The 18457-nt window shown below is 67.6% G+C and carries 18 protein-coding genes; 9 read left to right on the forward strand and 9 right to left on the reverse strand.

Annotated features, from left to right (window positions below; genetic code table 11):
- The first annotated feature begins 61 nt into the window (after positions 1–61).
- Complete coding sequence (locus B9D87_RS18560) at positions 62–667, forward strand: PadR family transcriptional regulator (RefSeq protein WP_007771806.1); 606 nt, start codon at positions 62–64, stop codon at positions 665–667.
- Here B9D87_RS18560 and B9D87_RS18565 read toward each other — a convergent pair.
- Together B9D87_RS18565 and B9D87_RS18570 are read right to left on the reverse strand one after the other, a co-directional pair.
- The gene (locus B9D87_RS18565; RefSeq protein WP_007771805.1) at positions 654–3563 is read right to left on the reverse strand and encodes an aminotransferase class I/II-fold pyridoxal phosphate-dependent enzyme; all 2910 of its coding nucleotides are present in this window, start codon (positions 3561–3563) and stop codon (positions 654–656) included. The genes B9D87_RS18560 and B9D87_RS18565 overlap by 14 nt on opposite strands.
- A gap of 137 nt (positions 3564–3700) precedes the next feature.
- The gene (locus B9D87_RS18570) at positions 3701–4591 is read right to left on the reverse strand and encodes an SAM-dependent methyltransferase (RefSeq protein ID WP_007771804.1); all 891 of its coding nucleotides are present in this window, start codon (positions 4589–4591) and stop codon (positions 3701–3703) included.
- Between the two features lie 133 nt (positions 4592–4724).
- On the opposite strand from B9D87_RS18570, the gene B9D87_RS18575 reads away from it, so the two are divergent.
- The gene (locus B9D87_RS18575) at positions 4725–5480 is read left to right on the forward strand and encodes a haloacid dehalogenase type II (protein WP_007771803.1); all 756 of its coding nucleotides are present in this window, start codon (positions 4725–4727) and stop codon (positions 5478–5480) included.
- Positions 5481–5514: 34 nt separating this feature from the next.
- Here B9D87_RS18575 and B9D87_RS18580 read toward each other — a convergent pair whose 3' ends face one another.
- A complete protein-coding gene (locus B9D87_RS18580) occupies positions 5515–6234 on the reverse strand; it encodes an NUDIX hydrolase (protein ID WP_007771802.1) in 720 nt (239 codons plus the stop codon).
- Between the two features lie 80 nt (positions 6235–6314).
- On the opposite strand from B9D87_RS18580, the gene B9D87_RS18585 reads away from it, so the two are divergent.
- Entirely contained in the window at positions 6315–7208 is an 894-nt protein-coding gene (locus B9D87_RS18585; protein ID WP_007771801.1) for an SCO6745 family protein, read from the forward strand.
- Positions 7205–7471, forward strand: a complete 267-nt coding sequence (locus B9D87_RS18590) for a YdeI/OmpD-associated family protein (RefSeq protein WP_007771797.1) — start codon at positions 7205–7207, stop codon at positions 7469–7471. The genes B9D87_RS18585 and B9D87_RS18590 overlap by 4 nt, the downstream gene beginning before the upstream one ends.
- A 32-nt stretch (positions 7472–7503) precedes the next feature.
- Here B9D87_RS18590 and B9D87_RS18595 read toward each other — a convergent pair whose 3' ends face one another.
- The 5 genes from B9D87_RS18595 to B9D87_RS18615 form a co-directional block, all read right to left on the reverse strand.
- Positions 7504–7857: a VOC family protein gene (locus B9D87_RS18595; protein WP_007771796.1), complete on the reverse strand. Its 354-nt coding sequence runs from the start codon at positions 7855–7857 to the stop codon at positions 7504–7506.
- A gap of 113 nt (positions 7858–7970) precedes the next feature.
- Positions 7971–8477: a hypothetical protein gene (locus B9D87_RS18600; protein WP_052002528.1), complete on the reverse strand. Its 507-nt coding sequence runs from the start codon at positions 8475–8477 to the stop codon at positions 7971–7973.
- A 119-nt stretch (positions 8478–8596) separates the two neighbouring features.
- Positions 8597–9637 carry a zinc-binding dehydrogenase gene (locus B9D87_RS18605; RefSeq protein WP_040630689.1) on the reverse strand — a complete coding sequence of 347 codons (1041 nt, stop codon included), beginning with the start codon at positions 9635–9637 and terminating at the stop codon, positions 8597–8599.
- Positions 9638–9674: 37 nt separating this feature from the next.
- A complete protein-coding gene (locus B9D87_RS18610; protein WP_007771793.1) occupies positions 9675–10382 on the reverse strand; it encodes a phosphonatase-like hydrolase in 708 nt (235 codons plus the stop codon).
- Positions 10379–11143 (reverse strand): GntR family transcriptional regulator, encoded by a 765-nt coding sequence (locus B9D87_RS18615; RefSeq protein WP_040630533.1) that lies wholly within the window; start codon positions 11141–11143, stop codon positions 10379–10381. The genes B9D87_RS18610 and B9D87_RS18615 overlap by 4 nt, the downstream gene beginning before the upstream one ends.
- A gap of 140 nt (positions 11144–11283) precedes the next feature.
- Between B9D87_RS18615 and B9D87_RS18620 the strand changes: the two genes are divergently transcribed.
- Positions 11284–12723 (forward strand): MFS transporter, encoded by a 1440-nt coding sequence (locus B9D87_RS18620; protein WP_007771791.1) that lies wholly within the window; start codon positions 11284–11286, stop codon positions 12721–12723.
- Between the two features lie 12 nt (positions 12724–12735).
- On the opposite strand, the gene B9D87_RS18625 is transcribed toward B9D87_RS18620, so the two are convergent.
- Positions 12736–13620, reverse strand: coding sequence for a cyclopropane mycolic acid synthase family methyltransferase (locus B9D87_RS18625; protein WP_007771789.1), 885 nt, complete (start codon positions 13618–13620; stop codon positions 12736–12738).
- Positions 13621–13953: 333 nt separating this feature from the next.
- Between B9D87_RS18625 and B9D87_RS18630 the strand changes: the two genes are divergently transcribed.
- From B9D87_RS18630 to B9D87_RS18645, 4 genes are all read left to right on the forward strand, one after another.
- Positions 13954–14529 carry a hemerythrin domain-containing protein gene (locus B9D87_RS18630; RefSeq protein ID WP_007771787.1) on the forward strand — a complete coding sequence of 192 codons (576 nt, stop codon included), beginning with the start codon at positions 13954–13956 and terminating at the stop codon, positions 14527–14529.
- Between the two features lie 300 nt (positions 14530–14829).
- Positions 14830–16161 carry an MFS transporter gene (locus tag B9D87_RS18635; RefSeq protein WP_007771785.1) on the forward strand — a complete coding sequence of 444 codons (1332 nt, stop codon included), beginning with the start codon at positions 14830–14832 and terminating at the stop codon, positions 16159–16161.
- Positions 16162–16226: 65 nt separating this feature from the next.
- Positions 16227–16862 carry a phosphate signaling complex protein PhoU gene (gene phoU / locus B9D87_RS18640; protein WP_007771784.1) on the forward strand — a complete coding sequence of 212 codons (636 nt, stop codon included), beginning with the start codon at positions 16227–16229 and terminating at the stop codon, positions 16860–16862.
- Between the two features lie 194 nt (positions 16863–17056).
- Positions 17057–18415 carry a WS/DGAT/MGAT family O-acyltransferase gene (locus tag B9D87_RS18645; RefSeq protein ID WP_007771780.1) on the forward strand — a complete coding sequence of 453 codons (1359 nt, stop codon included), beginning with the start codon at positions 17057–17059 and terminating at the stop codon, positions 18413–18415.
- Positions 18416–18457: the final 42 nt, after the last annotated feature.

The raw sequence follows: 18457 nt of genomic DNA on the forward strand, positions 1-18457 counted from the left end.
CGCGATGTCCAGAGTGCGGTTAATCACTTTGTTGAATAGTCGCACGTTGTAGCATCGACCGATGTCGCTGCGTGACGCGGTGTTGGCCGCCCTGCTCGAGGGCGAATCGTCCGGATATGACCTGGCCAAAGACTTCGACGCCTCGGTCGCCAACTTCTGGCCGGCCACCCCACAGCAGCTGTACCGCGAACTCGACCGCCTCGCCGAGCAGGGTCTCATCCAGGCCCGGATCGTGCAGCAAGAGCGCCGGCCCAACAAGCGCATGTTCTCCCTGACCCGGGCCGGGCGCGACGCGATCCGGCAGTTCACGGCGAAGGCGCCGAAGCCGTCGGTGATCCGCGACGAACTCATGGTCAAGCTCCAGGCCGCCGATGCCGGCGACACGCAAGCCGTCCACGAGTTCATCCTCGCGCGCCTGCAATGGTCGACCGCCAAACTGCAGCGCTACGAACGACTGCGGGCCCGCATTCTCGACGGGCGAGACGAGGAGGAACACTTTGCGCAGGCCGAACGGATCGGCCCCTACCTGACCCTGCTGCGCGGAATAGCGTTCGAGGAGGAGAACATTCGGTGGGCCGAGCGGGTGCTGCCCGTCATCGAGCGCCGCCTGTCGGACGGCGCGGCCCGGCCCGGACGGTCGCGGCGCCGGGCCGCTACCCGCCGATGAGTTCGTCCGCTCCGACCTCGGGGACACCGTTTCCGCCCGGCGCGTCGGGCGTGCTCGGTCCGTCGCCGTCGCGCTTCGCCGACTTTTTCTTCGATGCCTTCGCTGCCACGGGAGCGGGCGCGGTTTCCGCGAAGCGGTGGCCGTTGGCCGCCGGTCCCGCGGCCTGACGGGCCATCTCGATGGCCTTCTCGGTGTAGACGCGGTAGCCGAAATCCGGGAGGTACCCATGGATTTCGGGGGTGTCGAGATCGCGCATGAACTGCAGGATCTCCCGGCTGAACACCTGCCCGGGCACCAGCACCGGAAATCCCGGCGGGTAGGGCGTCACGTACGTCGCCGACACGACATCGGCGCCCGCATCGAGTCTTTCCACGACCTGCTCACCGGTGAGGTACTCGCAGTTGGTGTCGTCGTAGGAGAGGTAGAACCCGCGGCGCACGTCTCCTTCGGGCGTCGGCTCGGTTCCGCTGTGATCCCGGAACGCGGGATGGAATCCGCTGAAATCCGGTAGCGGCAAGGACATTTCGGTGAGGCGGAAGACCGCGCGTTCGAAATGCTCGCGTTCCCCGAGGCTCATCTCGGAGATGTTCTGGTCCAGCTCGCGCGCGATGTTCACCAGCACTTCCACCAGGAAGGCGACCGAGCTGCGGGTGGTGGCAATATTGGTCATGAACAGCACGCTGTTGCGTGACGTCTTGTTGATCTGGATTCCGTAGCGGTCCATCAGCTGCTGGCGCTTGAAGGTGTCGCCGTCATAGCCGGTGAGCCCGATGAACAACGTGATCCGGGACGGATCGAGCACGAACTCGTCCTGGTCCCAGGCCGCCATCATGTTGCGCAGGCCGGAGCGCAGCGGCTGGGCGATGGCCGACGGCCGGTAGTCCTCCGGGATCAGGTCCGATGTGCGCAGGCAGCGCATGTACTTGCTCAGCAGCGGATGGTTGTCGATGGCATCGCGCAGCTGCATCGCGTTTTCGATCTGCCGCTGCACCAGTTCGACGCCCTCCAACGCCACCTGCCGGCGGCCGAGATCCAGCGACGCCAGGATCTGGTAGTTGGGTGACGTCGACGTGTGCGCCATGTAGGCCTCGTGGAACGGCTCGGCGACCTTCTGGTCGAAATCCTGGTCGAAGACATGAATCATGGATCCCTGCCGCAGCGCGGTCAGCGTCTTATGCGTCGACTGGGTGGCGTACACGCGTACCCGGGCCCGGGCGGGGTCGGGGAGCAGCCGACGGTCCAGGAGATCGTCGTCGGAGGGTGGGTCGGCGGACTCGGCGGCCAGCTGCTCCTGGTAGCGGGCCAGGTACTCGGGTTCCTGGAGCCGCTCGCGCAACGCCCGCGCGGACGCCATGGCCGTACGGGTCCGATAGACGGGGTGGAACCGCGCGAACGCGAACCACGCCTCGTCCCACAGGAAGACGAGATCGGGCTTGATCGCCAGGCACTCCTGCATGACGCGCTCGACGTCGTAGACGACCCCGTCGAACGTGCAGTTGGTCAGCGACATCATCTTGACCCGGTCGAGCTTGCCGGCGCGGCGCAGCGCCAACAGCTTCGACTTGATCTCCCGCACCGGCACCGCGCCGTACATCGAGTACTCGTTGAGCGGATACGCATCCAGATACACGACATTCGCGCCGGCCAGCATCATCCCGTAGTGATGCGACTGATGGCAGTTCCGGTCGAGCAGGACGATATCGCCCGGCGCCACCAACGCCTGGGTGACGACCTTGTTCGCCGTCGACGTTCCGTTGGTGACGAAGTACGTATGGCGCGAGCCGTACGCCTGCGACGCGAGCTGTTGCGCCTCGCGCAGCGGGCCGGTCGGTTCGAGCAGCGAGTCAAGACCACCGCACGTCGCCGACGTCTCGGCCATGAACACGTCCAGCCCGTAGAAGCCCACCATGTCCTTGATCCAGTGGGAGTTGACGATGGACTTGCCCTGCGAAATCGGCAGCGCGTGAAAGACCCCCGTCGGGCGGTGGCTGTACTGCTTGAGGGCGCTGAAAAACGGTGTGCGGTAACGCGCTGCGACGCCTTGCAGGATGGACAGGTGCAGCTCGAGCATGCCCTCCCGGGCGTGGAACACCCGGCGGAAGTACTGGCCCAGCCGCCCGGCGATGTCTTCCACCTCGATCTCGGTCATCAGGTAGAGGTCCAGCTCGGGACGCAACTCCGCCAGCGAGAGCGCCAGGATCTGCGCGCGCTCTTCGGGTGACTGGTGATCGTTCAACTCGTCCGACACCGCGGTGTCGACGAATTCCGACAGCGCCGAGAGGTCTCGGGTCGACTGGTGAGAGAAGCGCCGGCGGATCACCACCGCCTGCAGGTTGACGTTCAGCCGCGCGGCTATCAGGGCCTCATCCCCGCTGGACACCACCACGAGCTCGTAGACGAATTCGTCGTCGGGCCGCCGCCATTTGCGCACCTCGTTGCGCAGCGCCCGCTCCTGCTCCTCGGTCATCTTCTCCACGACGAGCACTTCGAAGTACGGCCGGTCGCGCTGCGTCGCGGGTTGATGCTCGAGGAGCTGTCGCGGGTCGGACGGGAACATGTCCAGCTCGTCGGCACCGGCGTTGTCCACATCTCCCGACCGGTAGGACTCCGTCGTCAGCGCCCGGTTGATCTGCCCGACCGCCTGCGCGAACTTGTCATAGCCCCCCGCGGTGAAAAGCCGTTGTATGCGTGCGAATTGGGGTGCGCCAGGATACGCCCAATACGGCTCCAGCGTGCTCAGGCGCGCCAGCAGCTCCTGGCAAGCGCCCGCCCACTTGTCCTTGAGCTCTCCGACGGTGGTCGGGCGGGTCAGCCGGTCGGCGGCCTCCTCCAGCCGGCACCACGAGTCGCTGCGGACCTGCCAGAGGCTGTTGTAAGCGCGCAAGTGTTCTGTCATGGCGGCCCTTTCCCGAGGCGCCGAGACACGTCCGTCCCGATGCGTGGGACAAGGTTCGCAGAGCGAGTCCGCCCCATGGTGGCCACAGGACGAACAACGAGCGTCCGTCACATGACAGCCGCAGGACCGTTCGTCGGTCAGCCTTGGCGGACGGCGGTGAAGAATTTGGTGCGCATCAACCGGTCGAAGACCGCCGGCAGCTCCTGGAAGGGCCGCCCATACGCGGTGGCCGCCCGCGCGACCAAGTCGACGCCGCTGACCTGCCAACCACGCTGGGCCAGACAGTCTTTGGTGTCCGTGCGCGGATCGTCGTACCACAGCTCGGCGACCGGCGGCTGGCCGGTGTCCTGGCTGATGGTGGGGACGTTGTCGGCGAATTCCTGCACTTCACCGGGTGCCGGTCCGAGCTCGGCGGCCAGGTGGCTACCGACAGCCGACAGGTCGTGCAACTTGTCGAACAGCGCATCCTGGGCTGCCCCAGGCAGATACGGCAGCAAGCCCTCGAGCGCCCACGCCGTCGGCCGGCCGGGGTCGAACCCCGCGGCAATCAGCGCGCCCGCCCAGTCGTCGCGTAAGTCGGTGGCGACGGTGACGCGCCGCGTCGACGGTGTGGCACCCCGCCGGTCGAGGACCTCCTGCTTGAATTCGAGCACTCGCGGCTGGTCGACTTCGAAAAGAGTATGTCCGGCGGGCCATTTCAGCCGGTACGCCCGAGAATCCAGTCCCGCCGCCAGGATCACCGCCTGGGGCGTTCCGGCTCGGCCGGCGTCAGCGAAGAACTCATCGAAGAACCGCGTCCGCACCCCCACCCATTGCGCGTTGAAGGCCGCGGCGCTACTCATGTCCGCGTTGTCAACTGCCGCAATCAGGTTCGGCTCACCGGCGGCGGCGACAAAGGCCGCGGCAAAGGTGTCGTTCGCCAGCGGCGGGCGCAGCGCAGCATCGAGTGCGCGCGCCGCGCAAACGGCCAACGCGGTGAAGCCGACACTCGTCACGATATCCCAGGTGTCCCCGGCACTTCGGGCCACAGCCGCCTCCTGTCGAGTCATCGATTGAGCCGCCCGGCCTTTCGTTCGCACGGCTAACGATAGGGTACGCCGGCCGCGGGTCCGGCGCATCACGGCCCGGCAGCGCCGCCGGGCGCCGCGTTAGCCTGAGGAAATGACCGATTACCGCTCGCCCTCGACCGGCCGGGTAGTGCGTGCCGTTCTGTTCGACACCTTCGGAACGGTCGTCGACTGGCGCTCCGGGATCTCGGCCGCGGTGGGGAATTTCGCGCAGCGCCACCACCTCGGTCTCGACCCCGACGTGTTTGCACTCCAGTGGCGCGAGCGCTACCTCCCGTCGATGGCCGAAGTCCGCTCCGGGCACCGGGAATTCGTATCGCTCGACGTCTTGCATCGAGAGAACCTGCTCGCGTCGTTCGAGACATTCGGCGTCGCCGCCGACGCGCTGCCCGGCGCGGAGGTGGACGACCTGGCCCGGGCATGGCGCTGGCTGCCACCGTGGCCGGACAGCGTCGAGGGCATCGGGGCCATGAAGCGGCACGCGATCGTCGGGCCGCTGTCCAACGGCAACACCGGGCTGCTGGTCGACATGGCGAAGTACGCCGGCCTGCCGTGGGACGTGGTGCTCGGATCCGATGTCAGCAGGGCCTTCAAGCCCGACCCGCGCGCGTACCAAACGCCCGCTCGTTTGCTGGGTCTGGAACCCGGTGAAGTGATGCTGGTGGCGGCGCACCCCTCCGATCTCGCGGCGGCCCGGGCCAGCGGGCTGGCCACCGGTTTCGTTGCCAGGCCGAAGGAATACGGGCCGGACCGGCCGGCGGATCCCACGCCCCCGGGCGCCTGGGACGTGTCGGGCACGTCGCTGATCGAGGTGGCGGCCTCGCTGTTCGGGACGCCGGGCCCGCGCTGACGTCGGCCGGCCCGCAGGAGGCGCTGGGCGACAGCTACTTCCAGGCGAAGACCGGTTGTTCCAGCTCGTTCACCGGGTCGGCTCGCCCTTCCAGACCCAGCCAACGTAATTGCAGGAGCACCGCGCCGGTCGGGGCGTGGATGAGGTCGTTGCCCAGCGGGATCTGCACGACAGGTCGCGGGCTTTCCGGGATGGTGATGAATCGGGGCGAGTCGTCGCGCTGGAGTTGGTGCAGCCCCACCCGGTAGACGGCGACGACCTCGTCGGGTGCGGGCCGAAGGTCGAGCCGTCCCCCTCCCCAGAGCACCACCGGCGTGATCACGTATCCGGACCGGGTGGGGTAGTCGTCGAGCAACCCCAGCACCGCCGACTCGGACAGCTCGATGCCGACCTCCTCGCGCAGTTCCCGCAGCGCCGCGTCGACCGCCGTCTCGCCCGGATCGAGGCGGCCGCCGGGCAGTGCCCACTGCGCCGCGTGCGAGCTGAGCCGAGATGCCCTGCGGCACAGCAAGAAAGCCGCGCCGCCGGACACGTCGACCATGCGACCGTCCAGATGGGCAGCGGGCATCGCCCGGCCGGCGTTCCACTCGTCCACCGACACGGGATCGACCCGGTCCTCCCCCAGCTCCGAATCCACCAGCACCACCGCGACGGCCGCGTGCCGCTTCGTCGGGTCGGTCACCGCGCGGCGGCGGTGGCCGGCCAGGTTGTTCCGAATCCGCTCACGCAATGGGTCGTCATACGGGATGGTCACTTCTCGAGCCTAGGGTGAGGCGCTTTTCGTGCCGCAGGTCCGGGCTTGGTGGCTGCCCGCGCCGGTGGTTAACTGCGAACATGCGACGACAACCGGCCCTGGCCCGACGCTTCTTCGATCGCTACGAACCGGTGCACGCGGTGACCTATTTCGCGCCGGAGGCGCGGGCGGCGCTGGACGCGCTGGGCTACCGCGGCTTCTGGATGGGCTATTTCGCGGCCCGCTCGGCACCGTTGGGCGCGGCGCCCCGCGAGGTGGTCAGCGCGATCTTCTACAACTTCGCACCCGAACGGGTCGCCAAGGCGTTGCCGGCGGCATGGGAGATCGCGGGTCCGCAGGCCGCGCTGCAGGCCCGGCAAGAGTCCGCGGTGGCCGCACTGCGCCGTTATGGCCTGGGTTCGGACGAAAACGTCCGCGTCGCAGCCGAACTGGCGGGCCGGGCGGCGCGTCAGGCTCCGCTCGACGCGCGGCCGCTGTTCGCCGCGAACCTGGCGCTGCCGTGGCCGGACGACCCGCTGGCGTCGCTGTGGCAGGCCACGACGCTGCTGCGCGAGCAGCGTGGCGATGCACACGTTGCGGTGCTGGCCGCCGCCGGCATCTCCGGCCGCGAAGCCAACGTCCTACATGCCGCGGCGGGCAACGTCTCTCGCGACTACATCGCCCGCACCCGTGACTACGACGAGACCACGTGGCGTCAACACGAACAGCAGCTTGCCGAGCGGGGGCTGCTCGACGACGACGGAACGCTGACGGCGGCCGGACGAGCACTGAAGGACCACATCGAATTGACGACCGACACGCTGGCCCTGTCCGCGCTCGACGCGCTCACCGATGACGAGGTGGAGACGCTGTTCGGCGCGCTCACCCCGATCACCCGGGTCGTGGTCGCGGCCGGCGATGTCCCCGCGCTGACCCCGATGACCTTGCGCCGCGACGAATTACACGATGACAGCGCGCATTTGGTGGGCCGATGACCGGCCAACGCGTACCCGGCGGTGTCGTACACAAGTTGCCTGCGGACCTGCGCGAATCGTTGATCGGCAACGCGACCGCGCTCGCCGCCTGGCGGGACATCACGCCGCTGGCCCGAAACGAGTTCATCTGTTGGGTGCAGGACGCCAAGCAGCCGGCGACGCGGGAACGCCGCATCCGCCGGACCCAGGAGGAGCTGGAAGAAGGCAAGCGCCGGCCCTGCTGTTGGCCCGGATGCAGACACCGTGAGCGCACCGGAAAGTAAACGCCCACCGGCACTCTCGGAGCGTGCAGCTATTACCGGGCCAATGGCTGGTAGAAGACCAGGCCGTTGCCCTTGTTGTCATAGACCACGGCGCGTCGTTCGTGGGCATCGTCATAGGGGCCCTTCACGATGCCGCCGCCGCTGGCCTCGACGGCCCTCGCCGCCGCATCGACGTCCGCGGTCTTGATGCCGACCACGACCTGCCCGGGGATGGGGTGGTCGACCGCGGTCGCCAGCGCCAGCGTCACCGGGCCCGCGTCGAGCGCCGCGAAGTGCGCGCCATCGCGAAACTTCAGTGGCATGCCCAGGGTCTCGCTGTAGAACCGGATCGACTCATCCAGGTCGTCAGTCGACAAGATGATCATCTTCGCTTCGTGCTCGCCCATGGCGCCTCCTATGTCCGGATCGCTACCAGACTAGGCCGAGTGCACGGTACCCGCGGCAAGTGCTGCCCGGTCGAACTTGGCGCGGCGGCAAGCGCGGCGTCTGAGACTGAACCTCAGGCGGCGCCGGCTGGAAACGCCTGGCCGTCCGCATAATCCATCGGCGGAGCGTCTCCGTGCCCCGCGCCGCGGTAGGCCACCGCAGTGGCCAGCGCCGTGCCGCCCTCGATCGTCCCGACCACAACGACCTTGTCGTTGACCGCGAAATGCGGTGCGGCGGTGATGGATTGGCGCGCACCATGGCTGACCACGGTGGTGTTCGGGGTGAAGCGGTAGGTCTGGATGTGCCCATCGGCACCGCGCATGGTCACCGAGTCCGCCGACACGGCCACCACGGTGCCTTCCTGGCTCACCGGCTGCGAGATGGCGGGCGGTTCGAGAGTGGCGGTGACACTGCGCTTGTCGTGCTGGGCTCCGTTGAGCACCAACGCGGTGAGGCAGGCGGCGCACAACACCGAAGCGGAGATGATGTCGCAGACCTTCGCAGCGCCGGACAGGCCGCGTCGGCGACCGTGATCGGCCGGCGTCGGCCGTTGCTCCGGCATGCGGTGTTTGGCGCTCACGGTCGGTCCTTCCAGCGGCGTTGCGCCGAAGGACGCCGGCACCCACCGAATCAAGTTGTTGCCGGGAAATTACCCGCGGATCTGGGGTGGTAAACCCAGACCTACAGCGGCCTGCCTTGTCAAGGGGCGATCGAATACCGCGGCACAGGCCCTGCGGGCCCGGCCAGCAGGGCGCCCAGGTCGTCGAGGGTTGCGGGGCCGGCGACCAACTCGTGCCAGGGGAAGCGCTCGCGCGTTCGGCGCAAAAAGGTCAGTGATGCCGCCAGGTGTCGCGGTTCGTAATTGTGCACGCCGAGGATGGACAGTTGGCGGCGCACCACCGACTCGGGGTCGATCGCCACGGCGGCACTCGGTGCGACGGAGCCGGCGAGGACGGCTGTCCCCTGGACGTCGAGGGTCGCCAGCCCGTCTTCCAGGGCATCCGGAGCGCCGGAAAACTCCAGCAGTATGTCGCTCGGGTCCGCGCCGCGAACCGAATCCCGCACGGCGGTGGCGCCGAATCGAAGTGCCAACTGTCTTCTGGTCGCGGCCGGATCGACGGTGACCACCGCGGAGGCGCCCGCACACGCGGCGGCGGCGATCGCGGTCAGCCCCAGCATGCCGGCGCCGAGCACGACGACCCGTCGGCCACCCAGGTTCCCGGCGCGTTCCAGAACGGCCATGACCGTCGCCGTCGCGCAAGACGCGGGTGCGGCGACCGGATCGACGAGGTCGTCGTCGACGACGGCAACGGGTATGCCGCGCGGGAGGTGCACGTGCTGGGCGTAACCACCGGACAGCCCCCATTCGGAGTTCAGCGCCTCATGGCCGGCCTTGCGCACCACCCGGCACTTCGCGGTGACGCCGGCCAGACACCGGTCGCAGGCGCCACACGGCCACGTCACGCTCCAGACGACGCGTTGACCGACGCGCAACGGCCGTCCGTCCACGGCCCGCCCCGAACCGGTACCCAGCGCCACGATTTCACCGACGGTCTCGTGCCCCAGGATCGATGGACACGGCTGTTCGCGCCGTCCGCTCACCGTGTGTCTGTCGCTCCCGCACACTGTGGCGAGCCTGACTCGCACCAACGCATCACCGGGCCCCAGCCGGGGCACGCTCACCGATTCCACCGCGATGTCGGAGCCGCCACGCCACACGGCCGCCAAGGTGTGGCCGATCGCGGGGCCGCCTGCTGGGCCGAGGGGGCCGGCCGTGTCACGCGGGGCGCGCCACCGCGTTGCGCAGGCCGAGGAGCGTGGGCAGCTCGGCCACCGACCCGACCAGGTGGGTGTGCCGATGTTTGCCGAGTTCCGCCGCGTCGCCTGCTCCCGACAGGACTCCGACGACGAACGCCGCGCCCGAGTTGGTGCCGGCCTGCAGGTCGCGCGGGGTGTCGCCCGCGACGAGCACGCGGTCCACGCCGGCGACACCAAGGTTCTCCATCGCCCGGAAGATCATGAAGGGCGCCGGGCGTCCGGCCGCCACGTCGCTGCCGCAGACCACGCCGTCCACCACCGAGTCGCCTTCCCAGCCCAAGGCGGAAACCAGCGACTCGACAATGTCGCGATCGAACCCGGTGGTGAGCGCCACCCGGATGCCGGCGGAACGCAGTGCCGCGATCGCGTCGGTGACTCCGGCCAGGGGGCGCGGCGGAGAGCTGGCGTAGGCGGCCGCCAGCCGGGACCGGAAATCGGCGACGACCGTGTCCAGCAGGTCCGCGCTCGGGGGCTCACCACTGGGCGCGGTGAGCAGCGCACGCAGCGCCTCGTGCTTGGCCGCCCCGTGCCAGCGGGCGATGTCCGCCCGTGACGGTGCTGCGCCATGGGCGGTCACCGTTTCGGCCAGAACCCGGTAGACCTGCTGACCCTCGTCGATGGTGGTGCCGGCAATGTCCAATACCGCCAGCTCGAGCCCGGCGGTCATCGTGCGTCAACCTCCGCCCCGGGCTTGGCATTTCGGGTGAGGGCGCAGCGCGCGTCCAGCGTGTTCTCGAGCGTGAAGCTGACCATGGCCGGCAGGTACCGGTCGTCGTGGTATTCGATGATCTCGCCGCCGGCCCCACGGGTGATCCGCTGCTGCCTCAGCAGCGGATCACCTTGCGCCACAGCGAGATGCGCGGAGTCGACGGGGTCGGCAGCGATCGCGTCGATGACGTGCGAAGCGGTCGAGAACCGCACCCCTTGTGACAACAGGTAAGCCCACAACGACCCGGAGTCGCAATCGAAGTCGAACAACCGGCGACCGACATCCTCGACGAAGGTCGCGCGTTCCAGCATCGCGGGCTCACCGTCGAGGTAGCGCAACCGCAACATTTGCACGACCGGCGCGCCCTCGTCGATCTGGAGTGCCGACGCCGCGTGTTGATCCGCTCGCCGCAAAGCCAATTCGAGCGTGCGCTGCCCGGGCGCGCGTCCGATCGAGTGCGCCCAGGCGGAGTAGGACAGCAGCGTGTCGAACGGCTGACCGATCGAAGTCGTGCGGACGACCGGCCGTCTCCCACGACCGCCGGTGATGACACCTTCGGCGCGTAATGCGGCCAGCGCCTGGCGCACCGGCCCGCGTGACGCCTTCCACCGGTCGCAGAGCTGCGATTCGGACGGCAGCTCGGAACCCACGGGCAACTCGCCCGCCCTGATCTGCTCCCGCAAGCTGTCGGCGATCATTTCGTGCAACGCCATTGCCATGCACTTGACTATACATGTTTGCGCCGCGCCTCCCGACCGTGTGGTCCGGCAAACTCCCTGTGGTTAACAAATATTGAACTTCGTCGTAAAGTCCAGTACTCCGTTGACTTGACTCCGGTGCGTGTTGGACCGTACTTATCATGACAAGTTCGGAGAGCCGGCGCGAGGCAGAGCCCGCACAAGTCGGCGTCGCCAGATCGATCGATGACGCACAGCTCGACATCTTCCACTTCAAGGCGGCGGCGACCGCGGGCGCCGGATTCTTCACGGACTCCTACGATCTCAACGTCATCGGCACGATTACCCTGCTGGCCACGCCGCAGTTCCATCTCACCGGCGGACAGATATCGATGCTGACGAGCTCGACACTGCTGGCAGTCGCGGTGGGCGCCTTCGCCTTCGGGCGCCTCGGCGACATGCTCGGCCGGCGGCGGGTCTACGGTTTCGAAGCGGTCTTGATGATCGTCGGTGCGCTGCTCTCCGCATTCGCGCCGAACTTCACCACCCTGCTCATCGCCAGGCTGATACTCGGAATAGGCATCGGGGGCGACTATCCCGCCAGCGGAGTCATCATGACCGAATACGCCAACCGGCGAAACCGCGGTCAGCTGGTCGGCCTCACGTTCATCTTCTACGTGTTCGGTCAGGTCGTCGCCTATCTCGTCAGCCTGCTCGTGCTGGCCATCGGCGTTCCCGACCACCTCGCCTGGCGGGTGATCGTCGCGATCGGCGTCATCCCCTCGGCGCTGGTGCTGTATCAGCGCCGCCACATGCCCGAGTCACCGCGCTGGACGGCCGAACGCGGCGACGAGCAGCAGGCGCTGAAAGACTTTGCGGCATTTGCTCAATCGGGCGCGACGTTCACCGCGCCCACCATTGGCGCGACTCCTGCCGCCAAGATCGGGCTGTCCAACCGGAAAGTCCTCACCGTCCTGTTGGGCACCGCCGGGAGCTGGTTCTTCTTCAATGTCGCCGTCTACGGCAGCTACGTCAGTCAACCGTTGCTCATCAAGCACATCGCTCCCCACGGCAGCGTGGTGTCCAACATCGCCCTCAACGCCGTGCTGGTCATTTGTTTCGGCCTCGGTGGCGCGATCGCCGGGCTGCTGGTGCTCGACCGGATGCCCCGACGCGTGTTGCAGGCGCTCGGTTTCGGTATCTGCGCGACGGCGATGCTGTTGATAACGGCTTTCCCCGTCATCAGCGCCTCGGTGGTGCCGTTCGCGATCGTGTTCGGGATCTCGTTGTTCGGCGTGGCATTCGGGCCCAACTACACGACCATGCTCCTCGCGGCCGAGTCGTACCCCACGGCCGTTCGCAGTACCTTTCACGGGCTTTCGTCCGCCATTGCGAAAGTCGGCGCCTTCCTGGGTGCGCTGTTCGTGCCGCTCCTGCTCAGCGGGGCCGGGTTACGAGCGGTGACGTTGTTGGGCTTCTGCTGCTACGCCGCGGGAATCGCGACGACCGCCCTGGTACGCGAGCCCGTCGGACTGGCGCTCGACGACGTCAGCGACGACCTTCGCCTCAAACCCGCGAGCGCGAAGACCGAAACCCCTGCGCCTGCAGAGCTTTCGGTGTGACGAGCTAGCGTGTCAGCCCTTGGTCAGGGTGAACTGCGCGACGTCGGTGTAGCCCTCACGGAACAGGTCCGCGCATCCGGTCAGGTACCGCATGTACCGGTCGTAGACCTCTTCGGACTGAATCGCGATGGCCTCGTCCCGGCGCGCCTCGAGCGCGGCCGACCAGGTGTCCAGGGTGCGGGCGTAGTGCAGGCGCAGCGGCTGAATCAGCTTCACACCGAAGCCGGCACGCTCGGCGTGCTCGACGACGCCCTTGGCCTGCGGCAGGTCTCCGCCCGGGAAAATCTCGTCCATGATGAATTTCATGAAGCGCAGCTTGGTCATGGTGATGGGCAGCCCGCGCTCCGCGAATTCCTCGTCGCTGGGCTTGATGATGGTGTGCAGCATCATGACGCCGTCGTCCGGTAGCGCCTCGTAGGTCTTCTTGAAGAATTCGTCGTACCGGTCGCGCCCGAAGTGCTCGAAGGCGCCGATCGACACGATCCGGTCGACCTTCTCGTCGAACTGCTCCCAGCCCTGCAGCAGCACCCGCTTGGACCGCTGCGAAGGATGGCTGTCCAGGCGGCGCTGCACGTGCGCCTGCTGATTGCGACTGAGCGTGAGGCCCACGACGTTGACGTCGTAGTTCTCCAGGCCGCGGACGATTGTGGTGCCCCACCCGCACCCGATGTCGAGCAACGTCATGCCCGGCTGCAGCCCGAGCTTGCCCAGCGAGAGGTCGACCTTGGCGAACTGCGCATCTTCCAGCGTCATATCGTCGCGCTCGAAGTAGGCGCAGCTGTAGGTGCGCGTCGGGTCTAGGAAGAGCGCGAAGAATTCGTCGGACAGGTCGTAGTGCGCTTGTACGTCCTCGAAATGCGGTTCCAAGCTGACGGCATCGCCGGGGTTTTCGGACAAGGCACAACCTCTGACTGACTATTGGTTTAGCGGGTGGGATCGAAGCTGATCCGCGGACTGACGGCCCCAGTGTATCCGCCCGGATACCCGCGGCCTCCCGGTGAGTTGCTGTTCAGGGCCACGGCGCCGACGGCCCAGGGGCCGGCAGCGCCCGGTGTCCAGATGGCTTACGCGTGCGTCAAATTGGTGATTTTATTGCGGCGCAGAGCAACTCGGACAAAGACCGCGAGCCGGGAGCGAAACCGGTTGACGGATCCAGCGTCGGGTTGTTACCTCAGCGGGTAAACCGGGTAAGCCCGGGCTGACCGGGATCCAGAGAGGCGGCGCTCTCCGATGGCAGACATCACCAGGTTGATCCTGGCCGACCATGAGTGGTTCCGCGAACAGTTCGCCCGCCTGGACGACCTGCAGGCCCACCGCCCCGACGACCGGGCCGCGCTCGAGCGAGTATGGGGTCCGCTGGCCGACAAGCTCGACGTGCACGCCTACATCGAAGAAAAGATCTTTTACCCCCAGTTGCTGAAACGCGGGGGTGACGACGCCGAGGGCGAGACCCTCGACGCGATCGGCGACCACAACGACATTCGCGATGGCGTCCGCGACGCCAACGCCGCCGCGCCGGGCAGCGAACAGTGGTGGGCCGCCGTCGGCCGCACCCGGGAGGCCAACGACGATCACATGGGCGAGGAGGAACGCGAAGGGCTGTCGGACTTTCGCCGCAACGCCCCCATCGGCCTTCGCGAGGCCCTCGGGCGTCAGTACAGCGAGTTCATGGCCGAGCACCCGACCACCGAGGGGCTGCCGATCACCGATCGTGACCCCCAGGGCTACGTCGAGCAGTTCGAGGACTCGCCGCCGCCCAAAGCCGCCGACTTCTCGCTGCGCATCGGGAGCTTGAAAGGCCAATGAACCACGCCGCGAAACGAGCCGACGTGACGCGAATAACCGATATCGGCTCCGCGGGCGGCGCAGTGTCCTCGACGGTGGGTTCGGCGGCGCACGCCTAGCTGGCGTTTTCCGGACCCACACGCGTTCGCCCGCGGCCCGGCCGGGTCGTCGCGGCGGTCTCCGGGTGACCCGGAGACCGGTGTGATTACCCCACCCCGCTGGTTCGTCCCGGGATTGTTTCGGGTAAGCCATCATTCGATGGGTAATCGACGCCGCCGGAGGAAATGGGCACGTAAAGAAATCAGGGTCGCCGATCCGGCGATGCGGCAGACCATCATGGGCACCGCCATCGGCAACTTCATGGAGTGGTACGACTTCGGGGTCTACGGCTATATCGCCACCACGATCGCCCAGGTGTTCTACCCCGGCAAAAGCGTCAGCGGCGTCCACCTCATCGCGACGTTCGGCACGCTGGCGGCGGCGTTCGTGGTGCGCCCGCTCGGCGGATTCATCTTCGGGCCGCTCGGCGACCGCATCGGGCGTCACCGGGTGCTGGTGGTCACCATCCTGATGATGACGGTGAGCACGACCATGACCGGCCTGCTGCCCACCTACAGCGCCATCGGCATCTGGGCGCCGATCCTGCTCGTCATCGCACGGATCTTTCAGGGCCTGTCGACCGGCGGCGAGTACGTCGGAGCGATGACCTATCTGGTCGAGCAGGCGCCCGACCACAAACGCGGCATGATGGTCGGCTTCCTGCCGATGGGAAACCTGGTCGGATTCGTGCTCGCCGGGTTGCTGGTGACCGGCCTGCAGACCTGGCTGCCGGACGAGGACATGCTGACGTACGGCTGGCGGATTCCGCTGTTGCTCGGCCTGCCCTTCGGCCTGGTCGCCCTCTACCTGCGGCTACGGCTCAAGGAGTCCTCCGCTTACCAGAGCGCGAACGAAGGCGCGTCCGCGTCCGGCGGCCAAGGTCGGCAGCAGATTCTGCGCACCGTCGCGTCCCAATGGCGGCCGATGCTGATCTGCGCGGCGCTGGTGCTCACCTCCCAGGTCGCCGACTTCATGCTCACCGGCTACCTGCCGACCTATCTCAGGCTCTTCGTCCGGGTCGGGCACACCGCCGGGCTGGTCATGATCGTGTCGACCTTGGCGATCCTGATGGTCACCGTGGTGCTCGTGGCCGCCCTGTCCGATCGGATCGGCGTCAAACCCATCATGTGGACGGGCTGCGGGCTGCTGATCGGGGCCTCCATTCCCGCCTTCCTGCTCATCCGCTTCGGTGGCGTGTACCCGCTGATCTTCATCGGGGTGCTGCTGATCGGCCTGATGGAACTGTGCTTCGACAGCACCGGCCCGGCCATGCTGCCGGCCTTGTTTCCCACGAACATGCGCTATGGGGCGCTGGCGATCTCCTACAACATCTCGATTTCCCTCGTCGGCGGCATCACACCGCTGATCGCCCAGGCGCTGGTGTCGGGCACCGGCAACGTGATGGTGCCGGCCTACATGCTGATCTTCGGCGGCGTGGTGGGGACGATCACGTTGCTGTTCACCCCGGAAGTCGCCGGCAAGCCGTTGCCCGGCTCCGGGCCCGCCGTCGAAACCGAGCGGGAGGCTCGGGCGCTCGCCGAGGACGTCCGCTAGCGGGGCTCCTGCCGCCCCGCGCGGTCAGCGGTTGATTATCGCGGCAGCGGGATATTCCGTTGAGGATGAGGACCGGTTTCCACCACCAGCTGGACACGCTCACCGACCAGCTCGCCGACATGTGCGCGATGGCCGCCGAGGCGATTTCACAGGCGAGCGAAGCGCTGCTGGAAACCGACTTGACGACGGCCGAGTCCGTCATCGCCCGGCACGGCAGCATCGTGGCCCTCGACGCGCACGTCGAGGAGACGGCATTCGCGCTGTTGGCGCTGCAGGCGCCGGTGGCCACGGACTTGCGCGCGGTCGTCAGCGCGCTCCGGATCGCCGCGGATGCGCGACGGATGGTCGAGCTGGCCGTACACATCGCGGAGATCGCCCGCCGCCGTCACCCCTATCCGGCCGTTGCCGCCGAGGTGCGGCCCTACGTCGCCGCGATGGGCGAGGCCGCCGAGGCGCTGGCACAAGGGGCGCGACAGGTGCTGGTCTCCCAGGATCCGCGCGGGGCGGCCCAGATCCGCCACGACGACGACGCGATGGACGAGCTGCACCACCGGCTGCTGGCGACGCTGATGGATCCCGCGTGGACCCAGGGGGTCGCCTCCGCGGTGGACGCCACCCTGTTGGGCCGCTTCTACGAACGCTTCGCCGACCACGCGGTGCAGATCGCGCGGCGGGTCATCTTCCAGGCCACCGGGCGCTAATTACCGCGGGAAAGCGATTGCCGCGCAGAAGGTTTGACGAACAAAGCCCGTCGGTACCCAAACGGACGCGCGCGCAAGGGGTCTGACCCGTCGCGGGTCGAAACGCTGATTCGGGATTAGCAATCGCTCTGTGCGGCTAATACGAAAGAGGCATGTGCTGGACGGACGGCACAGCGGAGGGAATGGGAACGGCTATGGAACCGATATCACCGACGGACGCGTTGTTCCTGATCGGCGAGTCCCGCGAGCATCCGATGCACGTGGGTTCGCTACAGCTCTTCGAGCCGCCCGAGGACGCCGGTCCCCACTTCGTGCGCGAGGCGTATCACGCGATGCTCGAGTGCACGGACGTCCAGCCGTCCTTCCGTAAGCACCCGGCCTTCTTCGGCGGCCTCACCAATGTCGCGTGGTCCTTCGACAAGGAAGTCGAGCTCGACTATCACCTGCGCCGGTCGGCGCTTCCCGAGCCCGGACGCGTCCGCGACCTGCTCGAGTTGGCGTCCCGCCTGCACGGCAGCCTGCTCGATCGGCACCGTCCGCTGTGGGAGGCGCACCTCGTCGAAGGGCTGCAGGACGGGCGGTATGCGGTCTACACGAAATATCACCACTCCCTCATGGATGGCGTCTCGGCGCTACGCCTGGTGCAGCGCGCCTTCACGTCCGACGCGGACGACGACGAGGTCCGGGTGCCGTGGAGCCTGGGTCCGCGTCAGCGCGGCGGGCGGCGGCACCAGTCGTCGCTCTTCGGCCGGGTCGGCCGCACCGCGGGGTCGGCCCTCGCCCTGGCGCCGTCCACGCTCAAGCTCGCCCGCGCGGCGCTGCTCGAACAGCAACTGACGCTGCCGTTCCGGGCGCCGCGCTCGATGTTCAACGTGCGGATCGGCGGCGCCCGGCGGGTCGCGGCCCAGTCCTACTCGCTGGAGCGCATCAAGGCGGTCAAATCGGCGACCGGTGCGACGATCAACGACGTCGTCCTCGCCATGTCCGCCGGGGCCTTGCGCGCCTACCTCCTCGATCAGGACGCCCTCCCGGACGCCCCCCTGACCGCCATGGTCCCGGTGAATCTACGCAAGGACGACGATGACCGCGGGGGGAACAACGTCGGGACCTTCCTGTGCAACCTCGCAACCCACCTCGACGACCCGGCGAAGCGGCTGGAGACGATCAGCGCATCCATCCGCGAGACCAAAGAGGTGTTCTGGCAGCTGCCTCCGGTGCAGCAGCTGGCCCTGTCCGCCTTCAACATCGGGGGTCTGTTCTTCGGCCTGATCCCCGGCTACCTGTCTGCGGCCTCGCCACCGTTCAACATCGTCATTTCCAATGTTTCGACCGGTAATTCCGACCAATTGTATTGGCGTGGAGCGCGATTGGACGGAAACTATCCGCTGTCGATCCCGCTCGACGGCCAGGCCGTCAACATCACGGTCACCAACAACGCAGACAACCTCGACTTCGGTCTGGTCGGGTGCCGCCGCAGCGTTCCGCACCTGCAGCGGATGCTCGGCCACCTCGAGGCGGCCCTGAAGGATCTGGAACTGGTCGCGGGCATCTGAGATGCGTTGCATCGCTTGATGCCTCATGCACGCATGGGACCG

The organism is Mycobacterium colombiense CECT 3035 (genome assembly GCF_002105755.1).
In the GTDB taxonomy this organism is placed as follows: Bacteria; Actinomycetota; Actinomycetes; order Mycobacteriales; family Mycobacteriaceae; genus Mycobacterium; species Mycobacterium colombiense.